The 21,105-nt window shown below is 71.2% G+C and carries 17 protein-coding genes, 1 tRNA gene and 1 pseudogene; 3 read left to right on the forward strand and 16 right to left on the reverse strand.

The features are described 5' to 3' along the window. Nucleotides 1-672 carry a VOC family protein gene (locus M8542_RS17970; RefSeq protein WP_257921322.1) on the forward strand — a complete coding sequence of 224 codons (672 nt, stop codon included), beginning with the start codon at nucleotides 1-3 and terminating at the stop codon, nucleotides 670-672. An 83-nt stretch (nucleotides 673-755) separates the two neighbouring features. After that, nucleotides 756-989: pseudogene (locus M8542_RS50800) on the forward strand (DoxX family protein); the annotation flags it as partial. A 47-nt stretch (nucleotides 990-1,036) separates the two neighbouring features. On the opposite strand, the gene M8542_RS17975 reads toward M8542_RS50800, so the two are convergent. Further along, nucleotides 1,037-2,407: a cytochrome P450 gene (locus M8542_RS17975; RefSeq protein ID WP_257921323.1), complete on the reverse strand. Its 1,371-nt coding sequence runs from the start codon at nucleotides 2,405-2,407 to the stop codon at nucleotides 1,037-1,039. 78 nt (nucleotides 2,408-2,485) lie between these two features. Here M8542_RS17975 and M8542_RS17980 point away from each other — a divergent pair, with 78 nt between their 5' ends. Then, nucleotides 2,486-3,058 (forward strand): TetR/AcrR family transcriptional regulator, encoded by a 573-nt coding sequence (locus M8542_RS17980; protein WP_257921324.1) that lies wholly within the window; start codon nucleotides 2,486-2,488, stop codon nucleotides 3,056-3,058. On the opposite strand, the gene M8542_RS17985 is transcribed toward M8542_RS17980, so the two are convergent. From M8542_RS17985 to M8542_RS18055, 15 genes are all read right to left on the reverse strand, one after another. Next, a complete protein-coding gene (locus M8542_RS17985) occupies nucleotides 3,048-3,980 on the reverse strand; it encodes a hypothetical protein (RefSeq protein ID WP_257921325.1) in 933 nt (310 codons plus the stop codon). The genes M8542_RS17980 and M8542_RS17985 overlap by 11 nt on opposite strands. Further along, complete coding sequence (locus tag M8542_RS17990; protein ID WP_257921326.1) at nucleotides 3,977-5,206, reverse strand: MFS transporter; 1,230 nt, start codon at nucleotides 5,204-5,206, stop codon at nucleotides 3,977-3,979. The genes M8542_RS17985 and M8542_RS17990 overlap by 4 nt, the downstream gene beginning before the upstream one ends. A 10-nt stretch (nucleotides 5,207-5,216) precedes the next feature. After that, nucleotides 5,217-6,776 (reverse strand): discoidin domain-containing protein, encoded by a 1,560-nt coding sequence (locus M8542_RS17995; RefSeq protein ID WP_257921480.1) that lies wholly within the window; start codon nucleotides 6,774-6,776, stop codon nucleotides 5,217-5,219. A gap of 400 nt (nucleotides 6,777-7,176) precedes the next feature. Then, on the reverse strand, nucleotides 7,177-8,274 hold the full coding sequence (locus tag M8542_RS18000; protein WP_257921327.1) for an NAD(P)-binding domain-containing protein: 1,098 nt from the start codon (nucleotides 8,272-8,274) through the stop codon (nucleotides 7,177-7,179). A gap of 404 nt (nucleotides 8,275-8,678) precedes the next feature. Continuing rightward, on the reverse strand, nucleotides 8,679-9,899 hold the full coding sequence (locus M8542_RS18005; protein ID WP_308210265.1) for a GGDEF domain-containing protein: 1,221 nt from the start codon (nucleotides 9,897-9,899) through the stop codon (nucleotides 8,679-8,681). A gap of 382 nt (nucleotides 9,900-10,281) precedes the next feature. Then, entirely contained in the window at nucleotides 10,282-11,046 is a 765-nt protein-coding gene (locus M8542_RS18010) for an SRPBCC family protein (RefSeq protein WP_257921329.1), read from the reverse strand. 77 nt (nucleotides 11,047-11,123) lie between these two features. After that, entirely contained in the window at nucleotides 11,124-11,978 is an 855-nt protein-coding gene (locus M8542_RS18015; protein ID WP_257921330.1) for an FAD binding domain-containing protein, read from the reverse strand. After that, nucleotides 11,975-14,416 (reverse strand): xanthine dehydrogenase family protein molybdopterin-binding subunit, encoded by a 2,442-nt coding sequence (locus tag M8542_RS18020; RefSeq protein ID WP_257921331.1) that lies wholly within the window; start codon nucleotides 14,414-14,416, stop codon nucleotides 11,975-11,977. Before M8542_RS18020 ends, M8542_RS18015 begins: the two co-directional genes overlap by 4 nt. Next, on the reverse strand, nucleotides 14,416-14,940 hold the full coding sequence (locus tag M8542_RS18025) for a (2Fe-2S)-binding protein (RefSeq protein ID WP_257921332.1): 525 nt from the start codon (nucleotides 14,938-14,940) through the stop codon (nucleotides 14,416-14,418). Before M8542_RS18025 ends, M8542_RS18020 begins: the two co-directional genes overlap by 1 nt. 204 nt (nucleotides 14,941-15,144) lie before the next feature. After that, nucleotides 15,145-16,257, reverse strand: coding sequence for an XdhC family protein (locus tag M8542_RS18030; RefSeq protein ID WP_257921333.1), 1,113 nt, complete (start codon nucleotides 16,255-16,257; stop codon nucleotides 15,145-15,147). Continuing rightward, complete coding sequence (locus tag M8542_RS18035) at nucleotides 16,250-17,371, reverse strand: vWA domain-containing protein (RefSeq protein WP_257921334.1); 1,122 nt, start codon at nucleotides 17,369-17,371, stop codon at nucleotides 16,250-16,252. The genes M8542_RS18030 and M8542_RS18035 overlap by 8 nt, the downstream gene beginning before the upstream one ends. 128 nt (nucleotides 17,372-17,499) lie before the next feature. Continuing rightward, nucleotides 17,500-17,576, reverse strand: a tRNA-Arg gene (locus M8542_RS18040). A gap of 254 nt (nucleotides 17,577-17,830) precedes the next feature. Further along, nucleotides 17,831-19,570: a glycosyltransferase family protein gene (locus M8542_RS18045; RefSeq protein WP_257921335.1), complete on the reverse strand. Its 1,740-nt coding sequence runs from the start codon at nucleotides 19,568-19,570 to the stop codon at nucleotides 17,831-17,833. Nucleotides 19,571-19,611: 41 nt separating this feature from the next. Further along, nucleotides 19,612-20,481, reverse strand: coding sequence for an AAA family ATPase (locus tag M8542_RS18050; RefSeq protein WP_257921336.1), 870 nt, complete (start codon nucleotides 20,479-20,481; stop codon nucleotides 19,612-19,614). A gap of 37 nt (nucleotides 20,482-20,518) precedes the next feature. Then, nucleotides 20,519-21,100: a nucleotidyltransferase family protein gene (locus M8542_RS18055; protein WP_257921337.1), complete on the reverse strand. Its 582-nt coding sequence runs from the start codon at nucleotides 21,098-21,100 to the stop codon at nucleotides 20,519-20,521. Between the last annotated feature and the right edge of the window lie 5 nt (nucleotides 21,101-21,105).

The following is a 21,105-nucleotide window of genomic DNA, read 5'->3' on the forward strand; positions in this document are numbered from 1 at the left end:
ATGACCATCACCGGCTTTCACCACACGGGGATCGTGACCCGCGACCTCGACGGCCTGGCCGCGCGCTACGCCGGGCTCGGGTTCACCGTGAGCCCGCGCTCCCGGCACCTGCTGAGCACCGCACCCGGCGAGCCGCCCGTGCCGAGCTGCACCGCGAACCAGTGCGTCTACTTCGAGAACGCCTACATCGAGCTGCTCGGCATCGTCGACGACACCGCACCGGATCCCTGGCACGCGCGGGAAATGGGCACCGGCTTCCGGATCCTCAACTTCGCAACACCCGACGCCGCGGCGCTCTCCTTCGACGGCATCCCCACTTCGGGTGTCCTCGACCTCGAACGCGACGTCGAGGACGGCGGCACACTGCGCGCGCGGGCCGTGCACCTCGACCCGCGCTCGACGCCGGAGGGGTACATCGGCGTCGCCCAGCACCTGACGCGGGAGCACACGCGCGCCGTCGAGCACCCGAACGGCGCCCGGCGCCTGGCGGCGGTCCGCATCACCGCCGCCGACTTCGACACGACCGTGGATCGGTACGCCCGCGTGCTCGGCGTGCCGCCCACACCGGTGTTCACCGTGGGCGACGCCCGGCTGGAGATCGTCCCCGGCCCGGTGTCACGGCTGGAATCGATGACCGTCGCGGGTGACGGCGCCGACCTGGAGCTGACATGACTCTCGCCGTGTTCGCGGTCGCGAGCCTCCTGTTCCGGTTGCGGTTCCCGTGGCGGATCGCCGCCGCGCACGGGCTCGCGGTGATGCTCGTGATGACGGCGTCCGCGCACTTCGCCCCGAGCGGTCTCGGGTTCATGCCCGGCCACGACGACCTCACGGCGATGGTGCCGCCGTTCGTGCCGGTCCCGTCGCTGACCGTGTACGCGACCGGCGTGCTGGAGCTGCTCGGCGCGCTGGGGTTGGTGCTCCCCCGGACGCGTCCGGCGGCCGGGTGGTGCCTCGCCGCGTTGTTCGTCTGCCTGCTCCCGGCGAACATCCACGCCGCGGACGTGCCGCTGTGGTTCCGGATCCCGGAGCAGCTGGTCTACCCCGTGGTCGCGGTGGCCGCGGCGCGGACCCGCGGCCGCAGGGTGAAGCCGCTGGGCTTGAGCGTCAAGGACTCCACGATCTCGAGCTCGTACGACGGGTCGACGTCGAAGTCGTAGCGCTGCAGCACGATCCCGAGCGCCAGCACGGCTTCGTGCAGCGCGAACTGGCGGCCGATGCAGGCGCGCTCGCCCGTCCCGAACGGCTTGTACGCCTGCGCCGGCCGCTTCTTCACCGCGGCGGGCTCGAACCGGTCCGGGTCGAACCGCTCCGGGTCCGGCCAGGCCGCGGGATCGCGGTGCACCAGCGGGAGCGGCACGATCACCCAGTCCCCCTTGCGCATGCGGTGCTTCCCGCCGAGCACGACGTCTTCGCGTGCTTCGCGCGAGTAGCCGGGCGCGGTCGGCCAGAGCCGCATCGCCTCGTCGAGGCAGCGACGCACGTAACGCAGCTTCGCGACGTCGCCGAAGTCGGGCTCGCGGTCGCCCCACACCGCGTCGACCTCGGCGCGGGCCTTCGCCAGCAGCTCGGGGTGCCGTGTGAGGTAGTACAACGCGAACGACAGCGCGCCCGACGTCGTCTCGTGGCCGGCGACGACGAACGTGATGGCCTGGTTGCGGATGTTGACCGGGTCCAGGCGCTCCCCCGTCGTCGGGTGGCCTTCGGTGAGCATCAGGTCGAGGAGGTTCTCCGAGCCCTCGCGGGCTTCGATGACCTCGTCGACCAGGTTCGTCATGGTCGCGATGTCGGCCCGGTTCTGCTCGGCCGTCCCGGCGAACGCGCGTCGCACGAACGGGAGCTTGACGTTCTGCAGCTGCGCGTACCGCAGCGCGCGGATCATCGCCGTGACGAACGGGTGCGGCTCGGCGCGCTCGAACGAGCCGAACCGGTAGCCGAAGCCGGCGAGGCCGATCGTCTCCAGCGTCAGCCGCGTCATGTCGGCGGCGACGTCGACCGGGCCCGCTGCCGCGTCCCAGGCCGCGGTCAGCTCGCGGGCCGCGTCGAGCATCACCGGGTGGTAGCGGCGCATGGCCTCGGCGGAGAAGGCCGGCTGCAGGATGTCGTGCGCGAGCCGCCAGTTCGGCTCGTGGGTGTGCGCGGTGAACAGGCCGTCGCCGGCCACCGCGCGCAGGTTCTCGATGCCCAGCCCGACGTGCTTGCCGAACTTCGTCTCGTCGTTCAGCTCGGTGACCAGGTCGACGCCGCCGACGAAGACGATCTCGAAGCCGAAGATCTTGCGCGTGAAGATCGGGCCCAGGCGCCGGCCGAGGCGCAGGGTGTCCTGCAGCGGCGTGCGCGGGTTGGCACCGATCAGGTCGCCGATCACCGGCAGCCGGCCCGGCCGGTGCGGAAGCGTGCTGGTGTCCACGACGTACCCCCTATTGAACCCGCATTCAATAGGGTCACGATCCCCCGCTACTGAACCCGTGTCAAGTAAGCTCGGGCGATGCGGACGAGGCTGAGCACCGAGCAGCGGCGCGCCCAGCTCCTGACCATCGGGGCCGGGCTGTTCGCGAACCGGCCGTACGACGAGGTGTGGATCGAGGAGGTCGCCGAGATCGCGCAGGTCTCACGCGGCCTGCTGTACCACTACTTCCCCACCAAGAAGGACTTCTTCGCGTCGATCGTCCGCGCGCAACGCGACCAGCTGCTGGCGATGAGCGAGCCCGACCCGGCGCTGCCGGTGGCGGAGCAGCTGCGGGCCGGGCTCGACGTGTACCTCGAGTTCGCGCGCACGCACCCCGACGGCTATCGCATCGTGCACCGCGCCGCCGGGGCCGCCGACCGCGAGATCCGGGAGATCCGCGAGGCCGGGATGGCCGCGAACGCGTCCCGCATCCTCGACGCGCTGAGCGTGCTGACGCCGGTCACCGAGGTGACGCGGCTGGCCGTGCGCGGCTGGCTGACGTTCGTCGCGACGACCATCCTCGACTGGCTCGACCAGCCGACGGTCACCCAGGACGAGCTGCGCGACCTCGGCGTCCGGACGTTGTTCGCGGCGGTCGGGGTCACCCCGTGACGGCGGGCGAAGCGGCGCCCTGGACGAGTTCGCGCGGGGCGCCGGAGCCGTCCGCCGGGACCGCCCAGACGGCGTTGTCCCGTCCGTAGAGGACGGTGTGGTCGTCCTGCCACAGGGCTTGGTCGTCGACGCTCCGCTGTTCCGCCAGCTCGGTTTCCTTCAGCGTCTTGAGGTCGAGGACCGAGAGCCGCCAGACGCCGTCGCCGACCTTCTTCTTGAAGGCGACCCGGGTGGCGTCCGGGGACAGCGACGGGCATTCGACGTTCTCCCGGATCGCCTTCCCGCGGTAGCGCTTGTAGTCGGCTTCGACGAGGTAGGTCTTGCCCTTGCTGCCGAGGGTCGCGTAGAAGCGATTGCCGTCGGGGGCGAAGGTGATGCCCCAGTAGTTGACGTCGGCGGCGAAGTAGCGCTGGTCGTCGACGAACACCGGCAGTTCTTCGATCGTCTTGACGAGCCGTCCGGTGTCCACTTCGTACAGTCCGGCGCGGGTCGAGAAGCCTGTCTGCGCGTAGGAGTCGCCGGTCACGAAGAGCGTCCAGTCGACGCGCTTGCCGTCCGGGGAGACCCGGGCGCGGCTGGGTGTGCCCGGCAGTTTCTCGGTGTGGCGGACGGCGAGGTGGTCGTCGAGGACGAGGACGTCGGTGACCGCGGGCAGCGTCCCCGGCCGGACGGCCAGGCACACCGCAGTCTGCTTCGCGACGGCGAACCGGTCGCACTTGAGACCGCTGAGGCGGCGTTCCTGCTGGGTGACGACGCCGATCCGGCCGGTGGCCGTGTCGCGGAAGAACAGCTGACCGGGGCTCAGCGTGAGCTGGGCGGCCGGTTCGGCAGCCGCGGTGTCGTGGCGGGCGCTCAGGGTGTAACCGACGGCCGCGGCGACCAGCAGTGCGGTTCCGCCGAGGGCGAGGACGAGTCTTTTCACGGGCGCACCGGTTTCACGAAGGCGGCGGCGAGGGCGGCGACGGCCAGGCAGGCCGCGGCGACGAGCACCGCGGGCCGCAGGTCCCAGAGCGTCCAGGCCAGTCCGAAGAGGACGGAGGAGAGCATGCGGGCGACGGCCTGCCCGGTCTGCACGACGGCCATCCCGGTGGCCCGGAGGTCCCGCGGGATGAGCGGGCCGGCGGCGGCCATGAGGACACCGTCGGTGGCCGCGTAGAAGACGCCGTGCAGGGCGAGCGCGACCACGGCGAAGGGCAGGTAGGCCGGGCCGCAGAGCAGCACGAGTGCCAGGCACAACGCGACGTGCCCGCCGAGGAACACCGGCCAGCGCCCGACCCGGTCGGCGAGCTTGCCGAGCGGCACGGCCAGGACCAGGTAGATCCCGGCCGTGCCCAGCGGCAGCAGCGGGAAGAACGTCGCCGCGATCTCCCAGCGCCGTTGCAGGGCGAGGTAGACGAAGGAGTCGCCGACCGTCACCAGGCCGAGCAGCGCGGCCCAGAGCGTCACGCGCCGGAAGTCGCGCTGCTTGAGCAGGCCTGCTGCCGTGCGCAGTGACACGGCGGCGCGGTCGACGCTGCCCGGGTGGTCCCGGACGAAGAGGGCGAGCAGCAGCACGGCGATGGCCGCGACGCAGAAGCTGGTGAAGAACACGCTGGTGTAGCTGCCCAGGCTGAGCGCGAGGACGGCCATCGCGACCAGTGGGCCGAGGAACGCGCCGACGGTGTCGAGCGCGCGGTGCACGCCGAACGACCGGCCGAGCGTGCCGGGCTCGCTGGACAGCGAGATCAGGGCGTCGCGCGGGGCGGTGCGCACGCCTTTGCCCGTGCGGTCGGCGGCGAGGACGACACCGATCGCCGCGACCGACGAGCCGGCCGCGACCAGCCCGAGCTTGCACACCGCGGACAAGCCGTACCCGAACCCGGCGACGGCCTTGAGCCGCCGCCACCGGTCGGCCAGGTGGCCGCCGAGCACCCGCACGAGGGCCGTGGCGCCGGCGTAGAGCCCGTCGAGCAGCCCGAACTGCAGCGGGTTCAGGCCGAGGCCGAGCACCAGGTAGAGCGGAAGGACGGCGGTCACCATCTCCGAGGAGACGTCGGTGACCAGGCTGACCATCCCGAGTGCCACCACGTTGGCGGACACCCGGTTGAGGGCGGGTTTCCGGTTTTCGCCGGCCGCCAGGTCCGAGGTACGGCTTGCCGCGATGTACATGCCCGTGCTCCTAGTGGCAGGTGTAGGTCGGGCTGCTGTCGAGGACCTTGCCGTCGACGCCGATGAGCTGCGTCTGGAAGGTGGTGTCGGTCATCGACAGCTTGAGGACGCCGTAGGTCTTGAGCAGCTTGGCGGTCGTGTCGTGGGCGGGGCTCAGGTCGTAGAGGTTCGCCCCGCCGGAGCCGCCGACGATCTCGACGGGACCGTTCGCGTCGGCTTTGCCGTCGGCGTTCTGCGGCACGAACCGCTCGTAGTCGTGGTCGTGGCCGTTGAGGACGAGGTCGACCTTGTTCGCCGTCATGAGGTTCCACAGCTGGATGCTGTCGGGGTTGTCGCCGTGGTCACCCGAGCTCCACCGCGGGTGGTGGTAGTAGGCGGCGACGCAGCCCTTCTTGTTGTTGGCGAGATCCTGCTTGAGCCAGGTGATCTGCGGCGGCTCGGCGAACTCGTCGTGGGTGACGAAGTCGTTCGAGTCGAGGGCGATGAAGTGCCAGTTGCCCATTTCCCAGCTGTAGTAGCGCTTGCCCTGGGGTTTCGCGATGGCGCCGAAGTAGTCCTCGTAGCCCTTGAACTTCGTGTCGTCGTAGGACTCGTGGTTGCCGGGGATGGGGTGGGTGATGCTCTTGAACTTGCCCCAGGTCTTGTCGTAGTAGGCCTTGAAGTCCGAGAGGTGGGCGTCGTCGTACTGGTTGTCGCCCATGGTGATCACCGCGGCCGGGTTCAGCTGCTCGACCAGTTTCGCGGTCTTCACGTGCGCGCAGCTGGAGCTGCTCGCGGTGCAGCGTTCGGCGATGTCGCCGGCGGCGGCGAGGACGAAGGAGGTCCCGGTGCCCGCCTTGGTCTTCACGGTGATCGGCGTGCTCGGGCCGGACAGGTTCCCGGCGGCGTCACGCGCGCGGACGGCGTAGCTGTAGCTGGTGTCGGGGGTGAGGCCGGTGTCGGTGTAGGACAGGGTCGTGCTGGTGGCGACGGCGGTGCCGTTGCGCAGGATGTCGTAGCCGGCGACGCCGACGTTGTCGGTGGCGGCGCTCCAGCTCAGGGCGGCGCTGGTGGCCGTGGTCGCGCCGGCGGTGAGGGCGGTCGGCGTGGTCGGGGCCTGGGTGTCGCCGGAGGAGTCGGTGGAGCCGTAGACCTGCATTTCCCAGAATGAGTAGCCGTAGCTGGTGGCGCGGCTGACGCCGACGAAGCGGACGTAGCGGCCGTGGGCGTTCAGCGTCAGGTCGTCGGTGTTGCCGTCACCGTTGTCGACGGTGGCGGCCGGGGTGAACTGCGTGCCGTCGTCGGAGACCTCGATGCGGTACTTCTTGGCGTAGGCGGCTTCCCAGGTGAGGACGACGCGGTGGACGGCGGCGGACTGCCCGAGGTCGATCCGCAGCCACTGCGGGTCGGCGCCCTCGGCACTGGCCCAGCGGGTCGAGGTCTTCCCGTCGACGGCCTTGGTGCCGGCGTAGGTGGAACTCTCCACGGTCGAGGTCGCGACCGGTTTCCCTTGGGAGAGCAGCACATCGGCGGCTTCGGTCGCGTCGGCCGCGGCGATGGCGGAGGGGAGCAGGGCGATCGCCGCCACCACGGGGGTGAGGCGGCTGAATGTTCGTAATCGGGTCGACGGCACGTCGCGCTCCTTCTGGGCCTGGCGGTGGCTGGTGGGCTGCGGCGTCTTTGTTAAGAAACTTCCCTAACTAAAAGGACTGTATCGATGACCGGTTTCGACTGACAAGACGTGTCTTGTCGTTGAATCGGTCAAGAGGGTGAGTTTTACGCGGTTTTCGCAGCTCAGCACGGGTTACCGCTGACCGGTCCACTGCCCCGGGCCTCGGGACAGGGCCCGCAGACGCCCGACCTTTCGCGGTTTTGTCGGTGGCCGGCGGTAGCGTGGGAACCGGGGGCAGCGCCCATCGCCACGTCGCGATTTCCTTCCCCCGCAACGCATCCCGGCGGCCCGCCCGGCCGCCCACGTTCACCCTATTCAGCTAATGATCTTCGCTCAGGTGTTCGGTAGCTTCGGATGTATGACCCAGTCGCTTCCGAATCTCCGCGACCGCGGCACGCCCCGCCCGGTTGGCTCCGACAGTGCTCGCCGAGGGCCCGTAGCCCACGAGGTGCAACCGCGGCTCGCGCACCACACGCGTGCCGTCCATCCGAATCCCGCCACCGGGTTCGCGCACGTGCAGCGGCGCCAGGTGGTCGATGGCCGCGCGAAAGCCGGTCGCCCAGAGGATGACGTCGGCGTCGAACCGAGAGCCGTCCGCCCACACGACCCCGGTGGGCGTGATGCGCTCGAACATCGGCCGCCGGTCGAGGATCCCGGCGGCGCGGGCGGCGCGCACCTCGGGCGTCACGGCGAGATCAGTCACGCTCACCACGCTCTCGGGCGGCAGCCCGGCGCGCACACGTTCGTCGACCTTGGCGACGGCTTCGCGTCCCCAGTTTTCGCTGAAGGGCTCGTCCCGCCACACGGGCGGCCGCCGGGTCACCCAGGCGGTGGCGCGCGCGAGCGGCGCGAACTCCATGAGCAGCTGAACGGCCGAGGCCCCACCCCCGACCACGACAACCCGCTGCCCGCGGAAGGCCTCGGGCCCGGTGTAGTCGGCGGTGTGCACCTGACGGCCGGCGAAGGTCTCCTGCCCGGGGTAACGCGGCCAGAAGGGTCGGTCCCAGGTGCCGGTGGCGCTGATCACCGCCCGCGCGGCCCATGACTCGGCGGGGCCGGCAACGACGAGCCGATCCCCCACCGACGTCACGGACTGGACGTCGACGGGCCTGAGCACAGGGAGGTCATAAACGCTCTCGAAGCGCGCGAAGTACTCGGAAACGACTTCGGACGCGGGACGCGTCACGTCCGGAGTCCCGAAGGCCACGCCGGGCAGGTCGTAGATGCCATGAACCTTGCCCAGCACGAGCGAAGGCCACCGGTACTGCCAGGCACCCCCGGCCCGCTTCCCGTGATCGAGCACGACAAAGCCGGAGCCATTCCGGAACCCGGCCCGCCGCAGGTGATAGGCGGCGGACAGCCCGGCTTGCCCAGCCCCGATCACCACGACGTCGGTTTCGTGATCAGCCCCGCTCATATGAGTTCCAACGGCGGACGAGAGGAGGTATTTCGCGCCCTACATCACACGGCGGCCATCGGGGATACCCACCCCCGCTCGTCCGGTTGCACGCGGAGCTTGCGGGTCCCCGGCCATCTCACGCGGCCCGACTGGCTGCCCAACCTCCGGCAGCCAGTGCCCACCGGAGCGCCCCGGCCAGTGGCATCTGCTCAATCGACCGGCCCCGGACCGGCGAACCCGCGCCCACATAACCGAAGTCCCAAGCCCGCGGCACCCGCGGCCCGAACCGGCACCCGTGACACCCGCGGCACTCGCCGACCGAACCCGCTCTCGCGGCCTGCCCACCCACCAACCCGCGGCACCCGCCGACCACCAAACCAGGGAGGCCTATCGACCCCAACCATCCACCCCGAGGCGTTCCCTCACACCGCGACCTGGTTCCGCCCACCCTCTTTCGCGCGGTACAGCGCCGCGTCGGCGGTGCGGAGCACGTCGTCCAGGGTGGGGCCGGCGTCCGGGTGGCGGGCGACACCGATCGAGACCGATAGGCCGCTCACGCGGACCGTGCCGGTTCCCGTCGAGATCACCACGTTCAGCTCGCCCACCGCCACCCGGACCCGTTCCGCGATGCCGAGCACGTCCACGCGGCCGATGCCCGGCAGCAGCACCACGAACTCCTCGCCACCGAACCGGCCGACCGTGTCGCCCTGGCGCACCGACCCGGAGATCGCCACCGCGACCGCCGCGAGGACGTCGTCGCCGGTCAGGTGACCGTATGTGTCGTTGATCCGCTTGAAGTGGTCCAAGTCGATCATCAGCACCGCGAACCCCGGGGTGCCGCGCCGCTGGGCGCGGGTGTGTTCGCGGACCGCCGACTCGTGCCAGCCGGCGGTGTTGAGCAGGCCCGTCTTCTCGTCGGTGACCGCCGCGACCTGCAGTTGCTGCTTCAACAGCAGGTAGCGGTGCAGCAACAGCAACGGCGCGACCACGAACACCACCAGCACCGGCTGCTCGACCAGCGCCAGCGCGGTGAGCCCGCCAAGACAAAGCGTCGCGAGCTCGAACGCGTTGTCCTCCCACGTGCCGATCAGGTCGGCCGCCGACCGCTGGCTCGTGTACAGGTAGATGCCGGCCGCGACGAGGCCGACGTTCACCAGCTCGAACACCACGGCGGCCAGGCAAAGGGCGAACACCCCGCGCGGCGTCTGCAACGGCGTCCCGTGCAACCCCAAGAGCGCGAGAACGGACGAAGCGGCGAAGCAGGAGAGCATCGCCCAGGCCGTGCTCGCGACGAAGCGGTGTGCGGGCCGTGTCCGGACCTGACGCCACACCCGCACCCAAAGGTGCGTGTAGAGCACGACAGCCAGCAGAGCCACCCAAGCGGGCGGAAGGAGGACGACACCGGCGAGGTACCAGACCGAGGTGACGTTGATGTGCGTCTGCCCGCTCATCCACCGGCGCAACCGCTCGATGCGGCGGGACATCTCGGCCTGCGCGACCCCGAGGACGACCAGCACGCCGAACCAGACCGGCCGCACCGGCCCACCGAACCCGGTGGCCAACGCGACGGCGGCCGCCACGACGGCGACCGCCTCACAGGTGAGCGCGTAGGTGATCCAGCGGGGTTTCGCCCCGGCCCACATCGCCCATCGCGCGGGCCAGCCCGGCCAGGCGGAAAGCGCTTCCCGGCGCACGGCGGCCCGGGCTCTCAAGAGCCGAAGCCACGGAAGTGACGGACCGGCATCGTGACGTACCCCTTGCGCGAAGTTCGGCCGACCAGGTCGCCCAGCGTAGCCGCTCCGACGAGCCGCGTCGCCGGTCCGGGGGAATTGCCGGCAGTGCTCCTGCCCTAAGGCCCGCACAAAGTAGATCAGCCCAGCTCAGCACCCCGGGTTACGTAGTGTGGCCGCGGGAAAACACAGCTGAGACCGCGAGAGTGGGAATCCCACATTCGGCGGTCGTCCACGAAGGGCGAGACGGCGCGTTGAACAGGTCATCCGCCGAGCGCGACCGGGCCGAACAAGCTCACTTGCGCAGCGCGCGCACGATCGCCACCAGGCCGACCACGGCCGCGATGGCCAGCAGCACCGGCGCCACCCGCTTCAGCACCGACTGCCCCGCGTAGTCGAGCAGGTCGATCGCCTCGGTCTCCGGGGCCGCCGGCACGCTCCGCAGCGGCGGGCGCTCCGCAGCCGCCTTCGGCTCGGCTGCCGCCTTCGGCTCCGTGTTGATCTCCGCCGTCGTCGGGGCCGGCTTGACCGACGGCTCCGGCTTGGCGATCGGCTCCGCGGTCTCCGTCGGTGACGGAGCCGGAGCCGCCGCGACCGGGGCCGGTGCGGGCGCGGCCGAAGGCGCCAGCTTGCCCGACAAACAGCCGGCGAACGTGTCCAGGATCTTGCCGCCCACCTCGCTGATCAGGCCGCGGCCGAACTGGGCCGGCTTGCCGGTGATCGACAGGTCCGTCGCGACCGAGCCGTGGGTGCCGCCTTCGGCCTCCGTCAGCGTCAGCGTCACCGTTGCCGCCGCCGTGCCCGCTCCGCGGGAGTCCTTGCCCGAGGCCTTGATCGTCACCTTGTGAGCTTTGTCGTCCTTCTCCAGGAACTCGCCATTTCCTTTGTACACCAGGGAAATCGGGCCGAGCTTGACCTTCACCGTGCCGCTGAACTTGTCGCCTTCGACCTTCGTCAGCGTGGCGCCCGGCATGCACGGGGCGACGCGCTCGGGGTCGACGACCGCCTGCCAGACCTCGCCGATCGGAGCCGGGACGGTGAATTCGTGGTCGAGCCGCACGGGCCGACCTCCTTCCTGAAGACGACGGGTCCGGTCCCCACCCTAGCCGCCGCCGTGGCGGCGGCCAGGGTGAAGCGTCAGGCGCCCGCCGCCGCCGCGATCGCGCGGCCCGTCAGCACCTGGGCCAGGTGCCGGCGGTACTCGACGTCGGCGTTGCTGTCGACCGGCGGATTCGTGCCTTCCGCAGCGTGCGAGGCCGCCGCGGCGATCGAGTCCGCCGAGGCCTGGACCCCGACCAGCGCCGCTTCGACACCGGACGCGCGGACCGGCGTCGAGCCCATGTTCGTCAGCGCGACCCGGGCCTCCTCGATGACGCCGGCCTCGGTGCGGACGGTGACCGCGACCGCGACCATCGACCACGCCTGGGCGACCCGGTTGAACTTCTCGTAGTGCCCCCGCCACCCGGTGTGCTTGGGCACGCGGACCTCGACCAGCAGCTCGTCCGGCCCCAGGGCCGTGGTGAACAGGTCCTGGAAGAACTCCGCCGCCGGCACCGTCCGGCGCCCCGAGGGGCCGGCGACCACCAGCGACGCGTCCAGCGCGAGCACCGGCGCCAGCAGGTCCCCGGCCGGGTCCGCGTGGGCGATCGCGCCGCCCAGCGTGCCGCGGTGGCGGATCTGCGGGTCGGCCACCGTGTCGGTCGCCGCCTTCAACAGCTCCGCGTGCGCGGCCACCAACGCGTCCCGCTGGACGTCGTAGTGCGTGGTCATCGCGCCGATCACCAGGTGGTCGCCGTCCTCGCGCACTCCGCGCAGCTCCGCGACGCGCCCGAGGTCGACCAGCGTCGTCGGCGCGGCCAGGCGCATCCGCAGCACCGGCAGCAGGCTCTGCCCGCCCGCGATGACCTTGGCGTCCTCGCCCGCCGACACCAGCGCCTGCACCGCTTCGTCCACTGTGGACGGGCGGACGTAGTCGAAGGAAGCCGGGATCACTGCGCACCTCCGGAAGCGTCGATGGAGCCCAGGCCGCCGCCGGCCTCGGACCGGCCGGGGCCGCCCGCGTCGGTGGTGCCGTGCTGGATGGCGTGCCACACCCGCATCGGCGTCAACGGCATCTCGATGTCGTTCACGCCGAACTGCCGCACCGCGTCGACCACCGCGTTGACCACCGCCGGCGTCGAGGCGATCGTGCCCGCCTCGCCGACGCCCTTGGCGCCGAGCGGGTTCGACGTCGACGGCGTCTCCGTGCGGTCCGTGGTGAACGACGGCAGGTCCGCCGCCGACGGGAGCAGGTAGTCGGCGAACGTGCCGGTGGTGAGTGTGCCGCTGTCGTCGTGCTCGGTGCCCTCGAACAGCGCCTGCGCGATGCCCTGGGCGAGCCCGCCGTGCACCTGGCCCTCGACGATCAGCGGGTTCACCGCGACCCCGACGTCGTCGACGCAGACGTACGAGCGCACCTTGATCCGGCCCGTCTCGGTGTCCACCTCGGTGGCGCACAGGTGCGTGCCGTGCGGGAACGAGAAGTTCTCCGGGTCGAACGTCGCGTCCGAGTCGAGGGACGGCTCGATCCCGTCGGGCAGGTTGTGCGCCGCGAACACCGCGAGCGCGATGTCGCCGATGCCCGTGGACGTGTCGGTGCCCTTGACCGTGAACTTGCCACCGGCGAACTCGAGGTCGTCTTCGGCGCATTCGAGCAGGTGCGCCGCGATCGGCTTGGCCTTCGCGACGACCTTCTCCGCGGCCTTGATGACCGCGATCCCGCCGACCACCAGCGAGCGCGAGCCGTAGGTGTCCATGCCCTTGTGCGACGACTGGGTGTCGCCGTGCAGGATCTCGACGTCTTCGAACGCGACACCCAGCTGGTCGGCGACGATCTGGCTCCACGCCGTCTCGTGGCCCTGGCCGTGCGCGGACGCGCCGGTCGTGACCTCGACCTTGCCGGTGGGCAGCATCCGGATCGACGCGTACTCCCAGCCGCCGGCGCCGTAGTCCAGCGAGCCGAGCACGCGTGACGGCGCGAGCCCGCACATCTCGGTGAACGTCGAGATGCCGATGCCGAGCTGGACCTTGTCACCGGACTCGCGGCGCCTCGCCTGCTCGGCCCGCAGGCCGTCGTAGTCGAAGAGCTGCTTGGCTTTTTCGGTGGCGGCTTCGTAGTTTCCGGAGTCGTAGGTCAGCCCGCACACCGTGGTGAACGGGAACTCCTCGTGCTTGATCCAGTTCTTCTCGCGCAGCTCCATCGGGTCCATGCCGAGCTCGACGGCGAGCTCGTCCATGATCCGCTCGATCGCGAACGTCGCCTCCGGCCGGCCGGCGCCGCGGTAGGCGTCGGTCAGCGTCGTCGTCGTGTACACGTTGGTGCACGCGAAGTGGTACGCCGGGATCTTGTAGATCGCGTTGAACATGAACGCGCCGAGGATCGGCACGCCGGGCCCGACCAGGCCGTTGTACGCGCCGAGGTTGGCGAGCAGCTCGACCTTGAGGCCGGTGACCTGGCCGTCGCGGGTCGCGGTGATCGTGATGTCCTGGATCTGGTCGCGGCCGTGGTGGGCGGCGAGCATGGTCTCCGACCGCGTCTCGTTCCACTTGACCGGTTTGCCGAGCTTCTGCGCGACGATCAGGGACATCATCTCTTCGGGCAGGACGCCGATCTTGCCGCCGAAGCCGCCGCCGACGTCCGGGGCGATCACGCGCAGCTTGTGCTCGGGGATGCCGAGCGTCAGCGCCGACATCACGCGCAGGATGTGCGGGACCTGCGTGGCCGACCACATCGTGAGCTGCGTGCCCGTCGGGTCGACGACGCACGCGCGCGGCTCCATGAACGCCGGGACCAGGCGCTGCTGGCGGAAACGGCGCTTGAGCACGACCTCCGCCGAGCCGATCGCGTCCTCGACGTTGCCGCCGGTGCCGGCCTCGGCCGAGTCGAACTTCCAGACCGCGCTCGTGTTGGTGCCGAGGTCCTCGTGGACCAGCGGCGCGCCGTCGGCGATCGCGGCTTCCATGTCGAGGATCACCGGCAGCTCGTCGTATTCGACGTCGATCTCTTCGAGCGCGTCGTGCGCTTCGGCGGACGACCGCGCGACGACGACCGCGACGCCTTCACCGGCGAAGTTGACCGTGCCGGCGGCGAGCACCGGGCGGCGCGGCGCCTTCATGTCGGGCGTGATCGGCCACGCGCAGGGCATGCCGATCGCGCCGTCCGGGTCGAGGTCCGCGCCGGTGAACACGGCGATGACGCCGGGCGCGCTCTTGGCCGCGGACGTGTCGATCGAGACGATCTTGGCGTGCGCGAACGGGCTGCGCAGGACCGCCATGTGCAGCAGGCCGGGCAGGGCGATGTTGTCCGTCCAGCGGGTCCGGCCGGTGATCAGCCGTTCGTCTTCCTTGCGGCGGCGGGACTTCCCGACCTCCGGTTCGATCGTGGCGGTCATCAGTCACCACCCACGCCGACGTGCTTGTCCTGGGCGATCCGTTCGGCTTCGGGCCCGGCGCCAGGGCTCATGTGCTGCGCGGCGTCGCGGACCGCGCGGACGATGTTCTGGTACCCGGTGCAGCGGCAGAGGTTGCCTTCGAGGCCTTCGCGAACGGCCTGCTCGTCCGGGTCCGGGTTGTCGGCCAGCAGGTCGATCGACTGCATGATCATGCCGGGGGTGCAGAACCCGCACTGCAGCGCGTGGTTGTCGTGGAAGGCCTGCTGCACCGGGTGCAGCTTGCCGTCGCGGGCGAGGCCTTCGACGGTGGTGACCTCGCAGCCGTCGGCCTGCACGGCCAGCACGGAGCAGGACTTCACGCTGTGCCCGTCCAGGTGGACGGTGCAGGCGCCGCAGTTGCTGGTGTCGCAGCCGACGACGGTGCCGACTTTCCCGAGTTTTTCGCGCAGGTGGTGCACGAGCAGGGTGCGGGGCTCGACTTCGTCGGTGTACTTCGTCCCGTCGACAGTGACGGTGATGCGCATCAGGCCTCCAAAAGCCGGTTCGGGAACGGCCTGCCCGACCGTGATCGGGCTCACAGACTCCCGAGCGTGCTACGCGACCTTCGCGCGGACAAGTCCTGATGTCACACGTTCAACTACCTCTTCCGCAGATGCACGGGAATCCACTGTGGATCACCGCATCTGCGGAAGTCCGGATGGGTGAACTTTTGTGGGCCACCCGGCCTATCAGCCGTGGATGCGTCCGGTGAGCTCGGCAAGACGTTTTCCGCCGCCACCCCACCGCAACGCGATGATTTCCGCGGCGATCGAAACAGCCGTCTCCTCCGGGGTCCGCGCGCCCAGATCGAGCCCGATCGGCGACGACAGCCTTTCCAGCTCCTGCTCGGTGATCCCCGCTTCACGCAAGCGGGAGAACCGGTCGTCGTGGGTCTTGCGGGAGCCCATCGCGCCGACGTAGCCGACCTCCAGGCGCAGCGCGACCTCCAGCAGCGGGACGTCGAACTTCGGGTCGTGCGTCAGCACCGCGATCGCCGTGCGCTGGTCGATGCGGCCGGCCTCGGCTTCGCCCTCGAGGTAGCGGTGCGGCCAGTCGACGACGACCTCGTGCGCGTCCGGGAAGCGGCTGCTCGTGGCGAACACGGGCCGCGCGTCGCAGACCGTGACCTGGTAGCCCAGGTAGGCGCCCATGCGGGCCATCGCGGCGGCGAAGTCGATCGCGCCGAACACCAGCAGCCGGGGCGGCGGCTCGAAGGAGTTGACGAACACCGCCATGCCCTCGCCGCGGCGCTGGCCATCCGGGCCGTAGTGCAGGGTGCCGGTGCGGCCGCTGGCCAGCAGGCCACGCGCGTCGTCGGCCACCGCGTCGTCCATCCGCGACGAGCCCAGCGAGCCGGCGGTGCGGTCCGGCCAGACGATCATGTGCTCGCCGACCAGGCCTTCGCGCTCGTGCTCGATGACCGTGACGACCGCGACCGGCTCGCCGCCGCGCACGGAGGCGACGACGTCGCCGAGCTCCGGCATCGACGCGCGGTCGACGTGCTCGACGTAGATGTCGATGATCCCGCCGCAGGTCAGGCCCACCGCGAACGCGTCGTCGTCGGTCACGCCGTAGCGCTGCAGCACCGGCTTGCGCTCGGCGACGACCTCCTGCGCGAGCTCGTAGACCGCGCCCTCGACGCACCCACCGGACACGCTGCCGGCGACGGTGCCGTCGGGCGCGACGACCATCGCGGCGCCGGGCGCGCGCGGCGCCGACGAGAACGTGGCCACCACGGTGCCGAGACCGACCGTCTCGCCGTCGGACCAGCGGCGGAACACGTCGTCCAGTACGTCACGCATCGGAAATCTCCCCGAGCAGTCGTTCCAAGGTGGCCAGGGTGTGTCCGGCCAGCAGCCGGTCGATGTGGGGCAGCGCGGCCACGATGCCCGACTGAACCGGAGCGTACCCCGCACGGCCGGCATGCGGATTCACCCAGAATACGGCGTGCGCGAGCCGGCGCAGGCGGGCGAGCTGGGCACCGAGCAGGCTGGTGTCGCCGCGTTCCCAGCCGTCGGAGAAGACCGTGACCACGGCCCGGCGGGCCACGCCGCGCTGGCCCCAGCGGTCGAGGAACGCCTGCAGCGTCTCGCCGAGCCGGGTGCCGCCGGCGAAGTCCGGCACCGCCGAGCCCGCCGCGAGCATCGCGCGTTCGGGATCGCGTTGCCGCAGCTGGCGCGAGACGCGGGTGAGGCGCGTGCCGAGCGTGAACACCTCGACGGACTGCGGCGCGCACCGCGTGAGGACGTGGGCGAACCGCAGCAGCGAGTCGGCGTACGGGCTCATCGACCCCGAGACGTCGATGAGCAGCACGACCCGGCGCGGCCTGCTCCCCCGCCGGACGTGCGCGAGTTTCACGGGCTCTCCGCCGCTGGCGAGCATGGCGCGCAGCGTCCGGGACGGATCGAGCCGGCCCCGGCGCGCCGGGGTTTTCCGCGCGGCCGGCCGCTTCGGCGGCGTGGGCCGCAAGGTGGCCAGCAGTTCGCGGAGGTGCTCGCGTTCGGCGGTGGTCAGCGCGGCGAGGTCCCGGTGGCGCAGCACCTCCTGCGTGCTCGCGGCGACTTTGAGCTGGTCAGGGCCGTCGCCGCCGTCGGCCTCCCCACCCTCGGCGTCGACGAGCGGCGCGATCCGGGCCTGCTTCGGCGCAGCGGACTTCGCGCGCCGCGGGGTCGACGTTTCGATGGCGAACCACTGGCTGAAGGCCTCCTCGTAGCACGGGAGGTCATCGGGGCTGGAGCACAGCGTCAGCCGTCCGGCCCAGTAGAGCTGAGTCGGCTCGGCAACGTCGATTTCCGCGACGGCGGCCAGGTAGGCCTGCACCCGGTGCGCGTCACAGGCGACACCGGCTTCGCGCAGCGCGGCGGCGAACCCGGCGTACCCGGCGACCGGATCGGCGGCGGTGGTCGCGGTGGTCATGACTCCATTGTGCGCCCACCCGCTGCGGCGGGCCGCCCTGTGGACAACCCCGGCGGCACCCCCAGCGACGCCCCGAAACTGTCGGTGCCCATCGCTAGCATGGAAAACGGGGGCCGGAGGCGCAGCCCTGGTGTCCCGGCGAGGAGTCGAACCTCGGACCTCGGCGTTCGTAGCGCCGCGCTCTGTCCTGCTGAGCTACCGGGACGGGGCGGTCTGCGCACGCGCCCCTCCCCGGGCGAGGCGCAGACCGCGCTCTTCGCCGCGGCCGACCCGAGGTAGCGAGGGGTGGGCGCGAAGAGCCTTCAGGAAGATTTCAGCGAACGGCGCGGGAGATCGCGCCGCAGCGGCTTCGGTGGGTCACGATCTCCTCCTCTCGAGGTGGGGTGGCCTGCTGTGCTGAGAAAAGCATGCCGGACCCCGGCCTGGCGGTCAAAGCAATTACCGACGGTCCTTTGTGGACTACGCGGCGGCCTTGATCCCCGGCCGGATCGGGGCGCAGCCACGCAGGCCCGCCGTCTTGTTCAGCTCCAGGATCGGCGGCAGCGTTTTTCGCGCGTACGCCTGGAGTTCCGCGAGTTTCGCGTCGTCCACGAGGTCGCGCCGCACGTGGTAGGTGACCTGGTTGCGCGAGTCGACGGTCATGTCCCCCGTCGCGCCGTTCTCGAAGATCGTCGCGTAGTCGCGGGCGAACCGCGGGTCCTCGTCGAACTCGAACGTGCTCTTCCACGAACCGATGAACGTGATCAGCTCCGGCTTGGCCTCGGTGAACACGTAGTCACGCATGCCCGCCACGTCGGCCTTCGGCGCGAAGTCCGCGATCTTCCGGTCGCCGAGGCCGGCCAGGTCGAGCACCCGGATGCGGCTGCCCAGCGACGTCCCGCCGAGGTCGATCAGGCCGACCTGCGCGGAGTTCGGCAGCTTCAGGATGTCGGCGAAACCGTTGACGGCCTGGGCGTCGCGCTCGGCGACGAGACACATCGCGGTCTTCACGTTGGCGCGGTAGTCCTTGCCCTGCGCGTAAAGCCCGTTCAGCGAGCTGACCAGCCCGACGACGAGCAGGCACACCAGCACGATCCGGCCCCGCACCCGCGCGGCGGCCAGTGCTTCGACGACCACGACCGCGCCGCCGAACGCGCCGAGCGTCCACACCGGGGTCGCGAACCGCAGCTGGCCCATCCAGTCGTACTCCAGCACGATGAACGCGACCACCGCGAGCCCGAACGGCACCAGCAGCGCGATCAGCCCGGTCCGCAGCCGCGACGGCCGGACGAGCAGCAGCACCAGGCACGCGACGGCGACCGCCACGACGAGCCAGCCGACGTAGGCGACGATCTGACCGGGCTGGTCGAGGTCGTCGAGCGTCGGCGGCGCCTGTCCCTTCGCGACGGCGGTGTTGGGCACCAGCCGGCCGAATTCGAACCAGCGGAACACCAGGTACGCGCCGTACGGCACGGCGAACGCGGCCACCGACACCACGGCGGCGCGAACGCTGCGGCCGAGGACGTCCCGCTTGAGGAACACCGCGACGGTGATGGCGTACGCGCCGGCGTAGATGATCCCGTCGGGGCGGGTCAGCGCGGCCAGCATCGCGAGCACCCCGGCGCCGGCGGCGACGCGGTGACTGAGGAGGTCCCCGCTCTGGACCGCCCGCAGGACGAGGACGGCGAGCGCGGCGACGGTCAGCGCGTAGAACGAGTTCTCCAGGCCGGAGAAGCACCAGATCACGAACGACGGGATCGCGGCGAGCGTGGCACCGGCGATGAAGGTGACCAGCGCGGGGCGGCGGGTGAGCGTCTTCGCGCCGAAGTAGAACAGCACGAGGATGCCCAGGCAGCAGGCCAGGGCCAGCGCTTTCGGGAAGAGGACCTGGTCGTTGACGCCGAAGAGCGTGCCGTGGTCGAACAGGCCGACGAGCTTGCCGAGGGCGAGCAGGATCATCCACGTCGGGTTGGAGAACCCCTCGACGGGCTCGGCGCCCGGCTGCAGGACCGGGCCGTAGCCGTCGGCGACGTCGCGGGAGTAGGCGAACGTGATGGCCGCGTCGTCGATCAGCCAGTGACCGTAGAGCGACGCGTGGACGGCGATCAGCGCGGTGCCGCAGAGCACCGCGGCGACCGCGGCGAGCTGGGCGCCCCACCTGCGTGGGGCGGCCGGTTCGAGCCGATCCGTCGCGGGTTTCGTCTCGGTCGCCAAGGTCATCCGCAGACACACTCCGGGGTCGTCGTCACCCCGAGCCGGCGTCAGGCGAACAAGGCGTCGAGCTTCGCCCGGACCCGGTCGAGGTCTTCGCTGTACTTCAGGACAGCTCCGAGCGTCCGCGCCGCCGATGCCGCGTCCAGCTCGTCGCGATGCAGAGCCAGCAGGGCTCGTGCCCAGTCGAGTGACTCCGCGACTCCCGGCGGCTTCAGCAGGTCCATCTCGCGGAGCCGGTGCACCGCCTCCGCCACCTGCCGGGCCAGGAGCTCGCCTATCTCAGGGATCCTACGACGCAGGATGGTGACTTCGCGCGCCAGATCGGGGTGTTCCAGCCAGTGGTAGAGGCAGCGGCGCTTGAGGGCGTCGTGCACTTCGCGCGTCCGGTTCGAGGTCAGCACCACCAGCGGCGGCTGCTCGGCGCGGACTTCGCCGTACTCGGGGATGGTCACGGCGTGCTCGTCGAGCAGCTGGAGGAGGAAGGCTTCGAACTCGTCGTCGGCGCGGTCGATCTCGTCGACCAGCAGCACGCACGGCGCGGTGATGAGCGCCTGCAGCAGCGGGCGGGCCAGCAGGAAGCGCTCGGTGTAGAGCGAGCGCTCGGCGGTCTCGACGTCGACGCGGCCGTCGCCCGCCGCTTCGAGGGCCCGCAGGTGCAGGAGCTGGCGGGGGAAGTCCCACTCGTACAGGGCCTGGGCGGCGTCGATGCCCTCGTGGCACTGGAGGCGGACGAGCGGGCGGCCGAGCGCGGTGGCCAGCGCGAGCGCGAGCGAGGTCTTGCCGGTGCCGGGTTCGCCTTCGCAGAACAGCGGGCGGCCCATCCGCAGCGCGAGGAAGCCGGCGGTGGCGAGCCCGTCATCGGCGAGGTAACCGGTCGCGTCGAGCGCGGCCGCGAGTTCTTCAGGCGACTCCGTCACGCTGTCGATCGTAGGCGGCCGGACGGCCGCGCGCGGGTCACCGGCCGGGCAGATCGGCGCGCCGGTCGACGTCCCGCCCGCTGCCGAGGTCACCGCACTCGACGAGCCGGAGGTCGGCGCGGGTGGCGAGCCAGTCGCGGGCGCCCCGGTCGCCTTGGGCGGTCTCGGCGATTTCGGGCCACCACCGGCGCCCGAGCAGGACGGGGTGGCCGGGCACCCCGTCGTAGGCGGCGCGGGCGACGGTGTCTTCGGTGGCGTGGGCGGCGACGCGCGCGAGGATGTCCTGGCCCACCCAGGGCAGGTCGACGAGGTGGACGAGCGCGGCGGGTGCGGTGGTGCCGGCGAGGGCGGTGAGGCCGGCTTTGAGGGAGGCGCCCATGCCGGTGGCCCAGTCCTCGGCGAAGACGGCCTGAGCGGGATCCGGGAGGAGGGCCCGGGCTTCGTCGGCGGCCGCGCCGAGGACGACCCGGACGGGGGCGCAGCCGGCCGCGGTGAGGAGGGCGAGCGCGCGGAGGACGAGAGGTTGGCCGTCGAGTTCGGCCAAGGCCTTCGGGCCGCCGAAGCGACGGCCGGCCCCGGCAGCCAGGAGAAGGCCCGCGACGGGTCGAGGGGTCTTCACAGCGT

Origin of the sequence: Amycolatopsis iheyensis (assembly GCF_024703995.1) — a bacterium.
GTDB lineage: Bacteria > Actinomycetota > Actinomycetes > Mycobacteriales > Pseudonocardiaceae > Amycolatopsis > Amycolatopsis iheyensis.